Below are 19,202 nucleotides of genomic sequence, written 5' to 3'. Positions count from 1 at the left end.
TTCGTAACATATTTGACGCTTATTTTGTATTTGTCCGCGTGTCGTTCGAGATAAACACTTCCATCAGAGAATATTATTAGACTAGCTGAATAGATTATTGTGTGTATTATGGTTAAATTGTAAATTCAAAATAAAAAGCAGTATGATTAAGCAAAAAATTTGTAGGAAATCAAAATGAACACGCTATTTCAACAGCTTCCCTCCATTGATAAATTGCTCAAACGCCCTGAGGTTGCTTTGCTCATTGAGGAATTTGGGCATTATGCAGTGGTGAAAATCTGCCGTGCGTTGCTTGAAGATGCTCGCTCGCACATAAAACAGCAGCAAAAATTACCGCACTTTTTTTCTGATGAAAATGCCCTCTTCGCCCAAATTCAACGGGCGTTGCAAGCTCAACAGCAAGTGAAAATCCAGCCTGTGCATAACTTAACAGGAACGGTGTTGCACACCAATTTAGGGCGTGCTTTGTGGTCGGAAGCGGCACAACACGCCGCGTTGCTCGCGATGCAGGAAAATGTGGCATTGGAATATGATTTACACGCGGGGGAACGCAGCCATCGAGATAATTATATTAGCGAATTGCTCTGTGAACTCACGGGGGCGGAAGCGGCTTGTGTGGTGAACAACAATGCAGCGGCGGTGTTGCTGATGTTGGCTACCTTTGCGAAAGATAAGGAAGTAGTGATTTCCCGTGGCGAGCTGATTGAAATCGGCGGTTCGTTCCGCATCCCCGATATTATGCAACAAGCGGGCTGTCGTTTGGTGGAGGTGGGAACGACCAATCGCACCCATTTAGCCGATTATCAGCGTGCAATCAACGAAAATACTGCCCTTTTAATGAAAGTTCACAGCAGTAACTATCAAATTTGTGGTTTTACCCATAGCGTGAGTGAAGCCGAATTAGCGGAGCTTGGTAAGTCGATGAATATCCCCGTTGTCACGGATTTAGGCAGCGGGGCGTTAATTGATCTCAGCCAATACGGCTTACCCGCTGAGCCAACGGTGCAGGAAAAATGGCAGCAGGGTGTGGATTTAATCTCGTTTTCTGGGGATAAATTGCTCGGCGGTCCACAGGCGGGCATTCTTGTAGGGAAAAAATCGCTGATCGCCCAGCTTCAAGCTCACCCGCTAAAACGTGCTTTGCGTTGTGATAAAGTCATTCTCGCAGGGTTAGAAGCCACCTTGCGTTTATATCTTCAGCCTGAAAAACTGGCGGAAAAGCTCACCACCTTGCATTTACTCACACAGCCACAAGCCCAATTACGCGAACAGGCGGAGCGACTCAAAGTGCGGTTAGAAAATAAGCTCAATTTTGCCTACCAAGTGCGTATCGAAGAAAGCCAAGCCCAAATTGGCAGCGGTGCACAGCCACTGGCGAGATTGCCCTCTATCGCGATCACCTTAGAAGAAAAAACAGCGGAAAAACTGACCGCACTTATTCAGCGTTTGAAACAGCTTCCGCAGCCGATTATCGGACGAGTGGAGCAAAACAAATTATGGCTCGATTTGCGTAGCCTCGCGAATTTTGACCGCTTACTGAACACATTGGAGCAACTATGATCATTGTTACCTCAGGCCACGTTGATCACGGAAAAACCGCCTTATTACAATCACTTACAGGACAAAATGCGGATCGGTTACCCGAAGAAAAAAAAACGTGGAATGACCATTGATTTAGGCTACGCCTATCTTCCACTGAAAGACAAAAGCCTCGGCTTTATTGATGTGCCAGGACACGAAAAATTTCTTTCCAATATGCTCGCGGGGCTAGGAGGGGTGCATTATGCAATGCTAATCATCGCTGCTGATGAGGGCATTCAACCGCAAACTCAAGAGCATTTAGCCATTTTGCGTTTATTGCAGTTTGAGCAAATTATCGTGGTGATCAGCAAGGCGGATAATGCCGAAAACGCCCAAATTTCCCAATTAAAACAACAGATTACCCAACAATATCCGTTTTTAACGGACAGCCCATTTTTTATCACCTCTGCCCGCACGGGGCAAGGCATCGCAGAATTGCAGGATTATCTCGCCCATCTTCCCGAACGGGCGGAGCGTGATCGTCCGTTCCGCTATGCCATTGATCGCATTTTCAGCCTCAAAGGGGTGGGAACCGTGGTAACGGGAACGGCATTTAGCGGGCAAGTTGCCGTTGATGACGTGCTTTACTTATCCACAGGGCAAAAAGTGCGGATTAAAAATATCCACAGCCAAGATCAGCAAGCGAATGAAGGCTTTGCAGGGCAACGTTTAGCCCTCAATATCCAAACGGAAGTGGAACGAAACGCCATTCAGCGGGGAGATTGGCTTTTTGCTCAACCCCCTTTACCGCCAACGGATCGGCTGACCATTGACGTGGAAGCCGAAAACCTGTTGCAAGAAAGTCAGTCAGTGCATATTTACCACGCGGCAGCTCGCACAACGGGTAAGCTCACTCTTTTGCAGCATAAACAATGTTATCCACAGCAAAACGCCTTGGCAGAATTAGTGCTTGAACAGCCGTTATTTTTGACCGACGGCGACAAATTGATTTTACGCAGTGGCGACGCAAAAAACCTTGTGGGCGGAGCAAGGGTGATTGAGATCCGCTCGCCAAAACGCTATAAACGCACTGAAGTGCGGTTAGATTTTTTGCACAATTTGCAACAGGCGAACACCACAGCGGAGCGTTTGGCTTGCTATTTGCAACAACGCCCAATGCCCCTCGCTGAGCTGGCTTGGCTAAGTCAATGCTCCGCAACGCAACTTACCGCACTTTTAACGCAAATTCACGCTCATTCTTGGCAAAATTGGGCATTTAACGCGGAATATGCACAAACTCAGCAAGCAAATCTTTTGCAAACCCTCGCGGATTATCATCAACAACACGCCGATCAGCTTGGGCTAAGCAAAGCCCGTTTATATCGCATCGCCGCCATTAAACAGCCCGAAGCCTTGATTTATCACTTCATTGATACCCTACTTGCTCAAGACAAGATCCAGCAAACACGCGGCTGGCTGCATTTGCCTGAGCATAAAATCCGCTTCACGCCGCAAGAACAAGCCTTATGGCAAGATGTTCTATGCCATTTTGAGCAACAACAAGGGCAAGCCTTGTGGGTGCGTGATCTGGCTAACTTGCTCGAAATGGAAGAGAGCGAAATGCGAAATTTCCTCTATAAAGCGGGAAAATTGGGGTATCTCACCCCCATTGTACGGGATCGTTTTATCCTCAGCGAAACCCTCTACGGCTATGCACGTTGGATCAAAGCATTCATTGAACAAAATGGACAGATTTCCGTGAACCAACTGCGAGATCAATTACAATGGGGCAGAAAAATGACCGTGCAATTAATGGAATATCTCGACCGCTGCGGGTTCTTACGCCGCAAAGGCAATGTGCATTTATTGCGAGATGGCGAGCTGTTCGATTTATAAATAGCAAAGTGCGGTGTTAAAAACCTCTAAATTTCGTACCGCACTTTATTTCGTACTGCACTTTGTTACTTTCTGATTTTAAAATCAAATATCAAGATATAGTCGTTTAAGTTCAAAATAAGACAAGGCAACAAGCCGCAGACAGTACAAATAGTACGGCAAGGCGGAGTAACGCAGTATTATTTTGAAATCAAACGACTATAATTTAATTAAGCCTATACGAAATGTTTGGAATGGTTTAATTTTTCATTTATAAACTACATTCTCCGTAGTCGGTTTAAAATTTCTTTTAGCTCATTTTTAAGAGGGGCAATGAGAGTTAATTTTTCTTGCGTTTTGGGGTGTTCCAAACGAATGGCATAGGCGTGTAAAAATAAGCGATCTAGCCCTAATTCCGCCATTTGACTATCGAATTGTTTATCGCCATATTTGTTGTCTAGGGCGATGGGGTGACCTGCATATTGGGTATGTACACGAATTTGGTGAGTTCTCCCAGTAACAGGAGAGGCTTTGATGAGCGTGGCGTTTTGATAGCGTTCTTCAATGCTAAACAAGGTTTCTGAGGGTTTGCCTTGTTCGCTCACTCGCACAATGCGTTCGCCGCCTGCCAGTTCATTTTTGAGTAAAGGTGCTTTAATGGCTTTACAGTGGGATTGCCATTGACCACGCACTAAAGCGAGATAATCTTTGCGGACGGTTTTATTGCGGAGCTGTTCGTGCAAATGACGCAGGGCAGAGCGTTTTTTTGCTACTAATAAAATGCCTGAGGTGTCGCGGTCTAAACGATGCACCAATTCTAAAAAACGGGCTTCGGGGCGTAAGGCACGCAAGGCTTCGATCACGCCAAAATCAACCCCACTACCGCCGTGTACTGCGATACCAGAGGGTTTGTTTAACACGAGCAGTACTTCATCTTCAAAAAGAATTTGCTGTTCTAATTGTGCCACTTTGTTTAATTTTTTGGAGATTGGAGGCTGTGCTTTTTCGCTAATTCGCACGGGCGGCACACGCACAATATCGCCACTTTGTAGCTTGTATTCAGGCTTGATTCGCCCTTTATTTACCCGCACTTCACCTTTGCGTAAAATGCGATAGACTAAGCTTTTTGGCACGCCTTTAAGTTTTGTCAAAAGATAGTTATCAATGCGTTGCCCCGCTTCATCTTCACTAATTTGGAGCATTTTTACGCTGGGATTTAAGATTTTTTCTGCACTTTTTTCTGTCATTATGGTTCATTTTATGTAGGACTAATTTGAGCGGATTATAGCATAAATGCACGGAATTACCTTGCCAAAAAATGAGGTTCAAGGGATAATAGAGCGTATTTTTACCTGCTCTTCAGGGGAAAATCAAAGGTCATTAACAATAATGCAGCATATGGCATAAGACATTGTTTATTAATGAAAAGGGATAAAACGCAAACGTTTAAGTTTAAATGTGGGGTTTATCCGCCGTGTGAAAATTACCCACGCTTGCAAAATAATACGTTCAGTCATTTTGTTTGTATCGAATAATGTTGTGGTTTACTCCATTTGTGATTCGATAACGCAATCAATGCACCCAGCAACTGACAGTCGAGAGAATGACATTTTGCGACAGACACGAGGTCGATTGCGAAGCCAAAGTGCGGTGATTTTTTATGACAAATTTAAGATAAAAATATAAGAGAAAATCGAATGAAAAGAATGTTAATTAATGCAACCCAAAAAGAGGAGTTGCGGGTTGCTCTCGTTGATGGGCAACGATTATTTGACTTGGACATTGAAAGTCCAGGCCACGAACAAAAAAAGGCCAATATTTATAAAGGCCGTATCACCCGTGTTGAACCTAGCCTTGAAGCCGCATTTGTTGATTACGGTGCGGAACGCCACGGTTTCCTTCCATTAAAAGAAATCGCCCGTGAATATTTCCCCGCCGATTATGTGTATCAAGGTCGCCCAAATATTCGTGATATTTTGCACGAGGGGCAAGAAGTTATCGTTCAAGTAAACAAAGAAGAACGTGGTAACAAAGGGGCGGCTCTCACTACTTTCGTTTCCTTGGCGGGCAGTTATTTGGTGATTATGCCAAACAATCCAAGAGCGGGCGGTATTTCTCGCCGTATTGAAGGGGAAGAACGTTTAGAATTAAAAGAAGCCCTGAGTTCCCTTGATGTGCCTGAGGGCGTTGGGTTAATCGTGCGTACCGCTGGGGTCGGCAAATCGCCAGAAGAATTGCAATGGGATTTAAAAGTCCTGTTACACCATTGGGAAGCCATTAAACAAGCCTCTGAAAGCCGTCCTGCTCCTTTCTTAATTCATCAAGAAAGTGATGTGATCGTGCGTGCGATTCGTGATTACTTACGCCGCGACATTGGTGAAATTTTGATTGATAATCAAAAAGTTTACGAAAAAGCCAAAGCCCATATTAAATTAGTGCGTCCTGACTTCATCAATCGCGTTAAACTTTATCAAGGCGAAGTGCCACTATTCAGCCATTATCAAATTGAATCGCAAATTGAATCAGCCTTCCAACGTGAAGTGCGTTTACCATCTGGCGGTTCAATTGTGATTGACGTTACCGAAGCATTGACGGCGATTGATATTAACTCAGCACGCTCAACCCGTGGCGGTGATATTGAAGAAACCGCACTCAACACCAACCTTGAGGCGGCAGATGAAATTGCCCGTCAATTACGTTTGCGCGATTTAGGCGGTTTAATCGTGATTGACTTCATTGATATGACCCCAATTCGTCATCAACGAGAAGTGGAAAATCGTATGCGTGATGCGGTGCGTCAAGACCGAGCACGTATCCAAATTAGCCGTATTTCTCGCTTTGGTTTATTGGAAATGTCGCGTCAGCGTTTAAGCCCGTCATTGGGCGAATCTTCTCACCACGTTTGCCCGCGTTGTCAAGGCACAGGCAAAATTCGTGATAATGAATCCCTTTCTTTATCCATTTTACGGTTGCTAGAAGAAGAGGCGATCAAAGAAAACACCAAGCAAGTTCACACCATTGTGCCAGTGCAAATCGCGTCTTATCTATTAAATGAGAAACGCCGAGCCATTAGTAGCATTGAAAAACGCCACAATGTGGATATTGTGGTCGCCCCAAATGAAGCAATGGAAACACCGCACTTTAGCGTGTTCCGAGTGCGTGAGGGGGAAGATGTTCACGAGTTAAGTTATAACTTAGCCAAATTACATCAAGCTCAAGATGATCATTTTACGACAGAGGAATCTTTGGTAACACGTAATATTGAAACTGCTGCAGTAACGGTGGATAGCGTGTTAGAAAATGCGGCGGTTTCTTTAGCGATTGAAACGCCAGCACCAATGCCAACGGCGAAAAAGGAAGCTAAACCTTCACTGTTTTCCCGTATATTGGCAAAGATTAAAGCTCTATTTAGCGATGAACCAGAAGCGAAGAAAACGCCAAATCGTTCAAACAAGAATAATCGTCGTCGTAACCAAGAGCGTCGTTCTTCTCGCCGTCCTCGTAATGAAACGGTGAAGAATACGGAAGATAAACGGCAAGAAAAAGTGGCAGATCCAGAGGTGCGTTCTTCACGGAAACCACGAAAAGCACAGCCTGACGAAAGCTATCAAAAGGTAGAAACGAAAGAAACAGAAAGCATTGTGGAAGTGGTGCAGCCGCGTCGCCCACGCCGTGATTTGCGTAAAAAAGTGCGTGTTCCTGATATGCAAGAGCTATCAGCTCAAATGGTCGAAACAATGGCGGAAACCGAATCTGTATCCCATCAAAAAGTGGTTGAATCCCTTGAGATAAACAAGGAAGAGGAAGTTCTTGCTCCAACTTGCGAAGGAGAACATAGTGTAGAAAATGAAAAACGCCGTGATAATCGACGCCGTTTGCCTCGTCATTTACGTGTCAATCATTCTCGCTATCGTCGTCAATCACAAGGTGGTGAAAAGTCGCCGATGCCATTATTTGCCGCAGTAGCTTCTCCAGAATTAGCGAGTGGGAAAGTATGGATTAATAGCGGTACTCTGGCGAATAGTAGAATGAATACATTCTTATCTGTAGATGAATTGCTTGAACAGCAGGATAAGAATAAATCAGAAATCACATCAGTGATACCCGTGACTGGGCTGCTTGTGCAAAATAATATCGAGGAACTTAAACCATTGACTGGGTTTGTTAGTCAGCCAGCAAATGAATCCGTGGAGAAAAAGGTACAGGAATCTTTACAGCGTTTACAATCTGTTAATATGGAATCGCCAGAAAACGTATCTCAAAGTGTAATCAAAATTGAAGAAAAAACTGACCGCACTTATGAATTTAGTGGTCGGTTAGGTACAATATCGGCGGTTGTTCATACTAAAGCTGAAATGACTCCCGCAAAAATAGTTCCTAGTGAAAATTTAGCTTATCCTATCGTAGAGTGGAAAGAGTCTCGTTATTACTTCTATGGACGGGGGGCGGCTGGTCATCATAGTGCTATAAGCCACGTTTATTCTGAACCAAGAAGAGCAGTAGAATAATAAATAAATTAAAACTGAGTATTGGAATTCCTAATACTCAGTTTTTGTTTGAATGGTGAACAAGTTGCTGCAAAAAGAAGCAGTTGAATTGAAATCTAATTTTCATACTTGACTTGGTATAACAAAATTCGTATTATTCACCTCGCTTAAATCACGGAGGAATGGTCGAGTGGTTGAAGGCACCGGTCTTGAAAACCGGCGAGGGTTTACGCCCTCCGTGAGTTCGAATCTCACTTCCTCCGCCATTTTTTAGATGTCGTATGTTAAGGATTTATAAATCAATAACTACGGCTTTTTTATTTTTTCCCCTCTTTTTGTATTTCATCATTCTTCGATTTTATTTTTAGCTTATTAAAAATGAGATTTTTGCCCTATTTAATATAGGGCTTATTGTTTTTGTAAACATTTCTTTAGAAATTAATTATAGATTATTTGAAATATATGGTAGTCAGGAATTATCCTTTCTTAAATATAGTGGTACTTAAGTTTGGAAGTATATTTCAGTTGTGCAAACGTATATTAGATTAAGAAACAAATCTAAAGGCAAAATTTGTTTTTTAATGGAGCTAAAACTTTACGACTCCATCATAAATATGCGTGGCATCGCCAGTCATATAAAGTGGGTAGCCTTCACCTTGCCATTCGATAGTCAGACTACCACCTGGGAGATCCACTTGCACTTTGTTATTCAAAAGGCCTTGCATAATGCCCACCGCGGCGGCGGCACAAGCGCCACTGCCACAGGCTTGGGTTTCGCCAGCACCGCGTTCATAAACGCGTAATTTAATGTGGTTACGATTAATCACTTGCATAAAGCCTGCGTTTACGCGTTCTGGAAAACGTTCGTGGCTTTCTAATAGTGGGCCTAATTGTTCTACATTGGCGGTGGTGATGTCCTCCACTTGCACCACGCAATGTGGGTTGCCCATAGAAACCGCACCACATAGTACGGTTTGGATTTCGGTGCGTAAAATGTAGTTTTTCTCGAATTTGTTGGCGATAAATGGGATTTTTGCCGGTTCCCAAATCGGTTCGCCCATATTCACGCGGATCATTCCGTCATCTTGCACTGTTAGGATCATTTTGCCTTTGGCGGTGCTGACTGCGATGTCTTTTTTATTGGTTAGCCCTTTCATTGTCACAAAACGAGCGAAACAGCGCGCACCATTGCCACATTGTGCCACTTCACTGCCGTCAGCGTTGAAAATGCGATAGTGAAAATCCAAATCAGGATCATAAGGTGGCTCAACCACTAAAAGTTGATCAAAGCCAATTCCTGTGTGGCGATTCGCCAATTTTTTAATGGTTTCCGTTGGAAAGTAAACATTCTGCGTTACCGCATCCACCACCACAAAATCATTGCCTAATCCGTGCATTTTGGAAAATTGCATTTTTCCGTCCTTATTGAAAATCGTTAATTCGTCGCAATTATAAAGGTGAAGTGAGATTGAGTAAACTCTCCATTAGTACAACCTATCGTTCTAAAATGATTAATAGATTTTTTTTTCATTTTACTCTTGAAATTGCCAAATTAGTCCTCACTTACTTGAGTAAGCCAAGCCGTACAAGCTAGGCAACAGAATTTAATATTGAGGAAGAATAGATTATGAATATAGAAAAATTTACTACTAGATTTCAACAAGCCTTGAGTGAGGCACAATCTTTAGCTTTAGGCAAAGATAACCAGTTTATTGAACCAGTGCATTTAATGACCGCACTTTTAAATCAAGAAGGCGGATCTATTGCCCCGATTTTAACCGCCAGTGGCGTGAATGTTGCGATGTTACGCAATGAGCTTAATGCTGAACTTAACCGTTTACCGCAAGTTTCTGGTAACGGTGGTGATGTGCAGATTTCACGCAACTTGGTGAATTTATTAAATTTATGCGACAAGCTCGCACAGCAAAAACAAGATAAATATATTTCATCAGAACTCTTTTTATTAGCCGCGTTAGAAGAAAAAGGCAGCTTAAGCGAAATATTACGCAAGTGCGGTGCAAAAAAAGAGCATTTACAACAAGCAATCAACCAAATTCGAGGAGGTCAGTCAGTGAACGACCAAAATGCAGAAGAAAGCCGTCAGGCATTAGAAAAATATACCATTGATTTAACCGCTCGGGCGGAAAGCGGCAAGTTAGATCCTGTGATTGGGCGTGACGAAGAAATTCGCCGTACCATTCAAGTGTTACAACGCCGGAGTAAAAATAATCCAGTATTAATTGGTGAGCCAGGTGTTGGTAAAACCGCCATTGTAGAGGGCTTGGCACAACGTATTGTAAATGGTGAAGTGCCAGAGGGATTAAAAAATAAACGCGTGCTTTCCCTTGATATGGGGGCATTAATTGCGGGTGCAAAATATCGTGGTGAGTTTGAAGAACGTTTAAAAGCGGTTCTCAATGAAATTGCTAAGGAAGAAGGGCGTATTATTCTGTTCATTGATGAAATTCACACAATGGTTGGTGCAGGTAAAACTGACGGGGCAATGGACGCAGGTAACTTATTAAAACCGTCATTGGCGCGTGGTGAGCTACACTGCGTGGGGGCAACAACCCTTGATGAATACCGTCAATATATTGAAAAAGATGCCGCACTTGAACGCCGTTTCCAAAAAGTGTTTGTGGACGAACCAAGTGTTGAGGATACCATTGCTATCTTGCGTGGCTTAAAAGAGCGTTATGAAATTCACCATCACGTTCAAATTACCGACCCAGCAATCGTTGCGGCAGCAACTCTTTCGCATCGTTATATTTCCGATCGTCAGTTGCCAGATAAAGCCATTGATTTAATTGACGAAGCGGCATCGAGTATTCGTATGGAAATTGACTCAAAACCTGAGCCGTTAGATCGCCTTGATCGCCGTATTATCCAATTAAAATTGGAACAACAAGCGTTACAAAAAGAAGACGATGATGCCAGCCGTAAACGCCTTGAAATGCTAGAAAAAGAGTTGGCAGAAAAAGAGCGTGAATACGCGGAATTAGAAGAAGTATGGAAAAGCGAAAAAGCTGCCCTTTCTGGCACGCAACACATTAAAGCGGAATTGGAAAATGCCAAAACCCAAATGGAACAAGCACGCCGCGTGGGTGATTTAAACAAAATGTCCGAACTACAATACGGTCGCATTCCAGAGCTTGAAAAACAACTTGCTCAAGCTGAAAGTGCAGAGGGCAAAGAAATGCACTTATTACGCTATCGTGTAACTGATGAAGAAATTGCAGAAGTGCTTTCGCGTGCCACTGGTATCCCTGTTTCTCGTATGATGGAAGGGGAAAAAGAAAAATTATTGCGTATGGAAAAAGAATTACACAAACGTGTAGTTGGACAAAACGAAGCCGTGGTTGCCGTTGCGAACGCCATTCGCCGTAGCCGTGCAGGATTGTCTGATCCAAACCGTCCGATTGGTTCATTCTTATTCTTAGGGCCAACAGGGGTAGGTAAAACAGAATTGTGTAAAACTCTTGCCAACTTCTTGTTTGATGATGAAAACGCAATGGTACGCATTGATATGTCCGAGTTTATGGAAAAACACAGCGTATCTCGCTTAGTGGGCGCACCACCGGGATATGTGGGCTATGAAGAAGGTGGTTACTTAACCGAAGCCGTTCGCCGCCGTCCATATTCTGTGGTGTTATTGGATGAAGTAGAAAAAGCGCACCCAGATGTCTTCAACATCTTATTACAAGTGCTTGATGACGGACGCTTAACTGATGGTCAAGGTCGCACCGTGGATTTCCGTAATACCGTGGTGATTATGACCTCAAACTTAGGTTCAGACTTAATCCAAGGCAACCGTGATCTTGGCTATGAAGGAATGAAAGAAGTGGTAATGTCGGTGGTAAGCCAACACTTCCGCCCTGAGTTTATTAACCGTATTGATGAAACAGTGGTATTCCACCCATTGGATAAAGAAAACATTCGCACCATCGCGAAAATCCAATTAAAACGTTTAGAAAAACGTATGGAATCACACGGCTATCACTTAGCCTTCACAGATGCGGCGTTAGACTTCATCGGCGAAATTGGTTATGACCCAATTTACGGCGCAAGACCACTTAAACGTGCGATTCAACAAGAAGTGGAAAACCCACTCGCACAACAAATTCTCTCAGGGGAATTACTCCCAGGGAAAACCATTACCCTTGATTACGTTGATGGTAAAATCACAGCAAGTCAATCGTAATTCTTCCCAAAAAAGCACCGCACTTTGATTTATGCGGTAACCCAAGCCTCGCGAAAGCGGGGCTTTTTGTTTGTCAAAGGGCGATGCTTTTAGTCATTCCCAGATTAAGCTATAATGCCAGCCACATTTATTTAACGAAGGAATTAATTATGCAAAATCCAAAAGATGATGTGCTTTATGCCCTTGTTGAGTGGGTTGATCATAGCGAAGGCTATACGGATATTCTTTATCACAAATCCACCGATGGCATTGCCAAAATCACCATTAACCGTCCAGAAGTGCGTAACGCTTTCCGTCCGCAGACGGTGAAAGAAATGATCCACGCGTTTTCTGATGCACGTTTTGACGAAAATATCGGCGTGATCGTGCTAACAGGACAAGGGGAAAAAGCGTTCTGCTCAGGCGGCGATCAAAAAGTGCGTGGCGATTACGGCGGTTATAAAGACGACGCGGGCGTGCATCACCTCAACGTGTTGGATTTTCAGCGTGATATTCGTAGCTGCCCGAAACCTGTGGTGGCAATGGTGGCAGGCTACGCGATCGGCGGCGGCCACGTTTTACATATGCTTTGCGATCTCACCATTGCCGCGGACAATGCCATTTTCGGCCAAACCGGCCCGAAAGTGGGATCATTCGATGGCGGTTGGGGTGCAAGCTATATGGCGCGCATTGTAGGGCAGAAAAAAGCCCGTGAAATTTGGTTCTTATGCCGTCAATACAACGCCCAAGAAGCCTTAGAGATGGGCTTAGTGAACACCGTTGTACCTTATGCGGAGTTAGAAAAAGAAACCGTGCGTTGGTGTCGTGAAATGTTGCGTAACAGCCCAATTGCTCTGCGTTGCTTGAAAGCTGCCTTAAACGCCGATTGCGACGGACAAGCAGGCTTACAAGAACTAGCTGGCAATGCCACAATGCTGTTCTATATGACGGAAGAAGGGCAAGAGGGTCGTAACGCCTTCAACGAAAAACGTGCCCCAGATTTCGCGAAGTTCAAGCGTAACCCATAAGCAAAAGTGCGGTCAAAAAATCACAGTGTTTTTTGACCGCACTTTGGTTTTAATTATGACTATGCAAACGATTTCACTTAAAAAACTCGTGTTATTTTGGACGGGAGTGGTTGGTCTGAATGCGGCGTTGTGCTTTTTCTTCGGGCTATTGGTGGCGAGTGATGTGATGTCTGTACTCGGAATGGTAGTGGGGGTGTTGTGCTTTATCGCTTTTTACACCTTTGTTGATTATCAATTACTCCGCCGCAATCAATTACAATGGCACAAGGCATTGCGTCAAAGCAGTTGGCTGAAAGCCCTGTTGCAAGGTACGGTATTTTTCCATTTTTCTATCGAATTTTTTTGTGGCTTCCTTGCCTTAGCAGCATTGGAAGGTTTTTTCAAAGGGCTGATTCCCCCCTTTTGGCATAGTTTATTTGCGACACTCATCACGGGCTTGTTGCTTTCTTTTATCCTTTTGCTCATCAGCGTTCTGCTGATTGTCATTAAAAAATTTGCCTGTAAACCCCACACTCAAGGAGAAACATAATGCGTTCTTATCAACTTTATCGTTACCAAATTCCGATGGATTCCCAAGTGGTGCTGCGTAATCGCTTTTTGAAACTGCGTGAGGGGTTGCTAGTGCAAATTCGTTGTGGTGAACACGAGGGGTGGGGGGAAATTGCTCCACTGCCTGAATTTAGCCAAGAAACTCTTGAACAGGCAGAAGCCCAAGCTAAGCAGTGGCTAAAAGATTGGGACGTGGCACGCAGTCAAAATCAAAAATTATCTCTTGAGGGGCTTTATCCCTCGGTCGCTTTTGGGCTGAGTTGTGCCTTGGCAGAAATGAAAGGGGAATTACCCGCTGAGGGCAATTATCGCACCGCCCCGCTCTGCTATGGCGATCCTGATGAGTTGTATGCTGAACTCAATCAAATTGAGGGCGAGAAAATCGCAAAAATCAAGGTGGGCTTATACGAAGCCAATCGCGATGGCTTAATCGCCGATATGTTTTTAGAAGCCATTCCCGATTTGAAACTTCGTTTAGATGCGAACCGTGCGTGGACACCCGCGAAAGCCCAATTATTCGCCAAATATGTGAAACCTGAGCACCGCTCACGCATTCAATTTTTGGAAGAACCTTGCAAAACGCAAGAAGAAAGCCGCCAGTTCTCCCAAGAAACGGGCATTGCCATTGCATGGGACGAAAGTGTACGCGAGCCAAATTTTCAGGTGAAAAAAGAACCGCACTTAGCGGCGATCATCATCAAGCCTACTTTGGTCGGCAGCCTTGAGCGTTGCGTTGAACTCATCAAACAGGCACATCAACAAGGCTTGATGGCAGTGATCAGTTCTTCATTAGAAAGCAGTTTTGCTTTAACTCAGTTGGCACGCATTGCACAGCATTATACGCCAAACACCACACCGGGGCTGGACACGCTAGATCTAATGCAATATCAGCTTGTTCGCCCGTGGGCGGGTTCAACCTTACCATTATTGGAATTGAACAGCGAAAATATCGTCAAAGTGAATATGGATTAAAATGTGTATTGGTTCGACCAGCCACAAGGCAACGGCAATTTTTATAAAAATCATTATAATGCAAAAAGTTAAAGGGAAAAGGATTAATTATGTCAGCATCTGCACGAATTTTGTTACTTAATGGCCCGAATTTAAATATGCTCGGCAAACGTGAGCCAAAGCATTACGGCACGTTGTCTTTAAGTGCCATTGAGCAACGAATGCAACAGCTTGCAAATGAACATCAGATTGAACTCACTTGCTTCCAAGCGAACAGTGAAGAAAAATTGATCGAGAAAATTCATCAAAGTTTTCAACAAGTTGATTTCATTATTATTAACCCTGCGGCATACACCCACACCAGCGTAGCCTTGCGTGATGCCTTGCTAGCCGTGGCGATTCCCTTTGTGGAGGTGCATTTGTCCAACGTGCATAAGCGTGAGCCATTCCGCCATCATTCTTATTTTAGCGATGTGGCAGAGGGGGTAATTTGTGGATTAGGTGCGCAAGGTTATGAATTTGCTTTCCATTACGCACGGCAATATTTGACAAATCAGGCATAAATTACCGAAAATTGACAGAATTTTGTCGCCAAAAGGATCATTTTCAGGTAATCTTTGTCGCGAAAATCTCAGTTTAAAATGACCGCACTTTTATTCGTTCTTAAAGTGCGGTCAAAAATATTCACATTTTAGGAAAACATTATGGATATTCGTAAAATTAAAAAACTCATCGAATTAGTTGAAGAATCGGGCATTATGGAGCTTGAAATTTCTGAGGGGGAAGAATCCGTGCGTATTAATCGCGGTTCACCTGCGACCACCGCGGTACAATACACCTTACCAAGCGCGCCTCTTGCTCAACCTGCAAGCCCAGCCCCTGCACAGCCTGCTACACCTGCGGTGGAAGTGCCAGCGGTGGCGGAAGTTTCGGGTCATCAAGTGCGTTCGCCAATGGTGGGAACCTTCTACCGCAGCCCAAGCCCAGAGGCGAAACCATTTGTTGAAGTGGGCCAAACGGTGAAAGTGGGCGATGCCTTATGTATCGTGGAAGCAATGAAGATGATGAACCGTATTGAAGCCGACAAAGCGGGCGTGGTGAAAGCGATCTTAATTAATGACGGCGAGCCTGTTGAGTTTGACGAACCGTTAATCGTTATCGAATAATTCATTTCTATCTAGGTAGGGCGAACGCCCTATCTTACTATTCCAAGAGATCATTCCTATGTTAGAAAAAGTTGTAATTGCGAATCGTGGAGAAATTGCGTTACGCATTTTGCGTGCCTGTAAAGAGCTTGGCATCAAAACCGTGGCAGTGCATTCCACCGCCGATCGTGAATTAAAACACGTTTTATTGGCTGATGAAACCGTGTGTATTGGGCCAGCCCCTTCGACTAAAAGTTATTTAAATATCCCCGCACTGATTGCGGCGGCAGAAGTAACAGGGGCTGATGCTATTCACCCTGGTTATGGCTTCTTGTCTGAAAACGCTGATTTTGCCGAACAAGTGGAACGCTCAGGCTTTATCTTTATTGGGCCAACGGCTGATGTAATCCGCTTAATGGGCGACAAAGTTTCCGCGATTAATGCAATGAAAAAAGCGGGCGTGCCTTGCGTACCGGGTTCAGATGGCCCAGTAGGTAGCGATATGAAAAAAAATAAAGAGATCGCTCAACGCATTGGCTACCCTGTGATCATCAAAGCCTCTGGTGGCGGTGGCGGCCGAGGTATGCGTGTGGTGCGTGATGAACAGTCTTTAGAAGAATCCATCGCAATGACCAAAGCGGAAGCCAAAGCAGCGTTTAATAACGATATGGTGTATATGGAAAAATATCTCGAAAATCCACGCCATATTGAAATCCAAGTGCTAGCAGACACCCACGGCAACGCGGTTTACCTCGCAGAGCGTGATTGTTCAATGCAACGTCGCCACCAAAAAGTGGTGGAAGAAGCCCCAGCACCAGGCATTACCGAAGAAATGCGTCGTGATATTGGCTCTCGCTGTGCTAAAGCCTGTGTGGAAATTGGCTATCGTGGTGCGGGTACGTTTGAATTCCTCTACGAAAACGGCGAATTTTATTTCATTGAAATGAACACCCGTATCCAAGTAGAACACCCTGTTACGGAAATGATTACGGGCGTGGATTTGGTAAAAGAGCAATTATTAATTGCCTCAGGCTTACCGCTTTCTATCAAGCAAGAAGACATCAAAGTGCGTGGCCACGCTATTGAATGCCGTATCAACGCGGAAGATCCAAAAACCTTTCTGCCTTCGCCAGGAAAAATCGCACATTTACACGCACCGGGTGGATTGGGCGTACGCTGGGACTCACACATTTATACCGGCTACACCGTGCCGCCACATTATGATTCAATGATCGCAAAATTGATCACCTATGGAGACACCCGTGAAGTAGCAATCCGCCGTATGCAAAATGCCCTCGGCGAAACCATTATCAACGGCATAAAAACCAATATTCCATTACACGATCAAATTTTATCTGATGAAAACTTCCAAAAAGGTGGCACAAATATCCACTATTTGGAGAAGAAATTGGGTATGCACGATTAAGAATAAAGAGGGGAATAAAGCCCCTCTTTATTTTTTATATATTAGCCGGAATAAATAGATTGTTTTTACGAATTAATTAGTCTTACAAAGCAGAAAATGATAGAGAGCGGTCTATTTTTATGTTGGTTTTCTTTAATTAACGAGAGTTTTCATTGGAAAAAGTGGATTGCTCACTCATTATAAGTAGATAGACCACATAGGTTCTATAATTATCCTATGATATTAGTAACTTTATTTAACCTTTGATTTAGGGAGATTTCATTAATGCAGAAAAATTCTCGCTATCGCCAAGCTGCAAAAGAAGCCCGTTGGGCGTTTGGGTTAACGTTGCTTTATGTGCTAGGTTGGTGTTTATGTGCTTATTTACCCAAAGGAACAGCAGGACCGTTGGGCTTTCCGCTGTGGTTTGAGCTGGCTTGTATTTATTTGCCCGTGCTGTTTATCGTGGTGGCGTATTGGGTGGTGAAGATTATTTATCAAAATATGGATTTAGAAAATAAGGACGTTGAGCAATGAATTTGGGGATTATTTTTCCATTAGTGATCTATTTGGCGTTTGTCTTTGGAGCGGCAATTTATGCCTATGTGAGGCGTTCCAAAGGGGATTTTTTAACGGAATATTATGTGGGAAATCGCTCAATGACAGGCTTTGTGCTGGCGATGACCACCGCGTCCACCTATGCCAGTGCCAGCTCTTTTGTGGGCGGCCCTGGTGCGGCGTATAAATTTGGCTTAGGCTGGGTGTTGCTTGCAATGATTCAAGTGCCTGCAGTGTGGTTGGCATTGGGGGCATTGGGGAAAAAATTCGCTCTGCTTTCTCGTGAGAGTAATGCCTTAACCATCAATGATTTATTGCTTTATCGCTATAAAAATAAATACTTGGTTTGGATTTCTTGTATCGCCTTACTCATCGCCTTTTTTGCTGCAATGACCGTGCAATTTATCGGCGGAGCAAGATTGTTAGAAACCACCATTGGGATCAGCTATACCAATGCCTTATTGATTTTTGCCGTTACCGTGGGGCTATACACCTTTATCGGCGGTTTCCGTGCCGTTGTGCTAACTGACACCATTCAAGGCACGGTGATGATTCTCGGCACGATCATTTTGCTCGGTGCGACCATTTATGCCGCGGGCGGAGCAGAAAGTGCGGTGCAAAAACTCAACGAAATTGATCCGCACTTAACTAGCCCTTATGGACCAAATGATATGCTCGGCTTTCAATTTATGGCTTCATTCTGGATTTTGGTGTGCTTTGGCGTGGTGGGGCTGCCTCATACGGCAGTGCGTTGTATGGCGTTTAAAGATAGCAAAGCCTTGCATAATGGTATGCTGATCGGCACGGTGGTGCTGTCCCTCGTAATGCTGGGAATGCACCTTTCAGGGGCGTTAGGCAGAGCCATTTTACCCGCTTTAGATGTGCCAGATCAGGTGATCCCAACCTTGATGTTGCAAGTGCTACCGCCGATTGTGGCAGGGATTTTCTTAGCTGCACCAATGTCAGCCATTATGTCCACCATTGATGCCCAGCTTATTCAATCTTCTTCGATTTTTGTGAAAGATTTATATTTATCCGCCAAGCCAGAAATGGCACAAAATCAGAAAAAGATCAGTTGGTTTTCGTCAATTATTACCCTAATTTTGACCGCACTTTTAATTCTGGCGGCGTTGAACCCGCCTAAGATGATTATTTGGTTAAACCTTTTCGCCTTTGGCGGATTGGAAGCGGCGTTTTTGTGGGTTATCGTGCTGGGGCTGTATTGGGAAAAAGCTAACGCTGTTGGGGCGATAAGCTCAATGGTGGTCGGGCTAGCCAGCTATGTGGGCTTAACCGCTGCCAGTATTAAACTGTTTGATTTTCACGCCATTGTGCCATCTTTAACCTTTGGCTTGCTCGCGTTTTTGATCGGCAACAAATGGGGTGAAAAGGCAAAAACACAGATTCATTAACATTTATCGCCGTTTATGTTTAAAATAAGCGAGGCGTTGATCCTCAGTGCAGCAACGCCGTATTATTTTGAAATCAAACAGCGATCAGCAT

13 protein-coding genes, 1 tRNA gene and 1 pseudogene are annotated in these 19,202 nt (G+C 44.1%); 13 read left to right on the top strand and 2 right to left on the bottom strand.

Going from position 1 to position 19,202, the window contains the following annotated elements; all coding sequences use genetic code 11:
• The first annotated feature begins 174 nt into the window (after positions 1 to 174).
• A complete protein-coding gene (selA, locus tag HBL79_RS10120) occupies positions 175 to 1,560 on the top strand; it encodes an L-seryl-tRNA(Sec) selenium transferase (RefSeq protein WP_035686450.1) in 1,386 nt (461 codons plus the stop codon).
• Positions 1,557 to 3,417 (top strand): annotated as a pseudogene (gene selB / locus HBL79_RS10115) (selenocysteine-specific translation elongation factor). Before selA ends, selB begins: the two are co-directional and overlap by 4 nt.
• Positions 3,418 to 3,674: 257 nt before the next feature.
• Here selB and rluC read toward each other — a convergent pair.
• Entirely contained in the window at positions 3,675 to 4,643 is a 969-nt protein-coding gene (gene rluC, locus HBL79_RS10110) for a 23S rRNA pseudouridine(955/2504/2580) synthase RluC (RefSeq protein WP_035686443.1), read from the bottom strand.
• 450 nt (positions 4,644 to 5,093) lie between these two features.
• Here rluC and rne point away from each other — a divergent pair, with 450 nt between their 5' ends.
• Both rne and HBL79_RS10100 read left to right on the top strand, forming a co-directional pair.
• Positions 5,094 to 7,904, top strand: coding sequence for a ribonuclease E (gene rne / locus HBL79_RS10105; RefSeq protein WP_035686441.1), 2,811 nt, complete (start codon positions 5,094 to 5,096; stop codon positions 7,902 to 7,904).
• A gap of 155 nt (positions 7,905 to 8,059) precedes the next feature.
• Positions 8,060 to 8,149, top strand: a tRNA-Ser gene (locus tag HBL79_RS10100).
• A gap of 321 nt (positions 8,150 to 8,470) precedes the next feature.
• On the opposite strand, the gene dapF is transcribed toward HBL79_RS10100, so the two are convergent.
• On the bottom strand, positions 8,471 to 9,295 hold the full coding sequence (gene dapF, locus HBL79_RS10095) for a diaminopimelate epimerase (RefSeq protein ID WP_035686439.1): 825 nt from the start codon (positions 9,293 to 9,295) through the stop codon (positions 8,471 to 8,473).
• A gap of 215 nt (positions 9,296 to 9,510) precedes the next feature.
• Here dapF and clpB point away from each other — a divergent pair, with 215 nt between their 5' ends.
• From clpB to panF, 9 genes are all read left to right on the top strand, one after another.
• Entirely contained in the window at positions 9,511 to 12,084 is a 2,574-nt protein-coding gene (clpB, locus tag HBL79_RS10090; protein ID WP_035686436.1) for an ATP-dependent chaperone ClpB, read from the top strand.
• A 149-nt stretch (positions 12,085 to 12,233) separates the two neighbouring features.
• Positions 12,234 to 13,091 (top strand): 1,4-dihydroxy-2-naphthoyl-CoA synthase, encoded by an 858-nt coding sequence (gene menB / locus HBL79_RS10085; RefSeq protein WP_035686435.1) that lies wholly within the window; start codon positions 12,234 to 12,236, stop codon positions 13,089 to 13,091.
• Between the two features lie 55 nt (positions 13,092 to 13,146).
• A complete protein-coding gene (locus HBL79_RS10080) occupies positions 13,147 to 13,620 on the top strand; it encodes a hypothetical protein (RefSeq protein WP_035686432.1) in 474 nt (157 codons plus the stop codon).
• A complete protein-coding gene (gene menC, locus HBL79_RS10075; RefSeq protein WP_046097281.1) occupies positions 13,620 to 14,612 on the top strand; it encodes an o-succinylbenzoate synthase in 993 nt (330 codons plus the stop codon). Before HBL79_RS10080 ends, menC begins: the two co-directional genes overlap by 1 nt.
• 89 nt (positions 14,613 to 14,701) lie before the next feature.
• The gene (aroQ, locus tag HBL79_RS10070; protein WP_035686426.1) at positions 14,702 to 15,154 is read left to right on the top strand and encodes a type II 3-dehydroquinate dehydratase; all 453 of its coding nucleotides are present in this window, start codon (positions 14,702 to 14,704) and stop codon (positions 15,152 to 15,154) included.
• Between the two features lie 141 nt (positions 15,155 to 15,295).
• A complete protein-coding gene (accB, locus tag HBL79_RS10065) occupies positions 15,296 to 15,757 on the top strand; it encodes an acetyl-CoA carboxylase biotin carboxyl carrier protein (protein ID WP_035686425.1) in 462 nt (153 codons plus the stop codon).
• Positions 15,758 to 15,815: 58 nt separating this feature from the next.
• Complete coding sequence (accC, locus tag HBL79_RS10060) at positions 15,816 to 17,162, top strand: acetyl-CoA carboxylase biotin carboxylase subunit (protein WP_035686417.1); 1,347 nt, start codon at positions 15,816 to 15,818, stop codon at positions 17,160 to 17,162.
• Positions 17,163 to 17,426: 264 nt separating this feature from the next.
• Positions 17,427 to 17,678 carry a YhdT family protein gene (locus HBL79_RS10055; protein ID WP_017806628.1) on the top strand — a complete coding sequence of 84 codons (252 nt, stop codon included), beginning with the start codon at positions 17,427 to 17,429 and terminating at the stop codon, positions 17,676 to 17,678.
• Positions 17,675 to 19,111 carry a sodium/pantothenate symporter gene (panF, locus tag HBL79_RS10050; protein ID WP_035686414.1) on the top strand — a complete coding sequence of 479 codons (1,437 nt, stop codon included), beginning with the start codon at positions 17,675 to 17,677 and terminating at the stop codon, positions 19,109 to 19,111. Before HBL79_RS10055 ends, panF begins: the two co-directional genes overlap by 4 nt.
• Positions 19,112 to 19,202: the final 91 nt, after the last annotated feature.

This window comes from Avibacterium paragallinarum (genome assembly GCF_011765605.1).
Classification (GTDB): Bacteria; Pseudomonadota; Gammaproteobacteria; order Enterobacterales; family Pasteurellaceae; genus Avibacterium; species Avibacterium paragallinarum.
The sequence above is the reverse complement of the archived record's forward strand: the minus strand, read 5'-3'. Positions and strand labels throughout refer to the sequence as shown.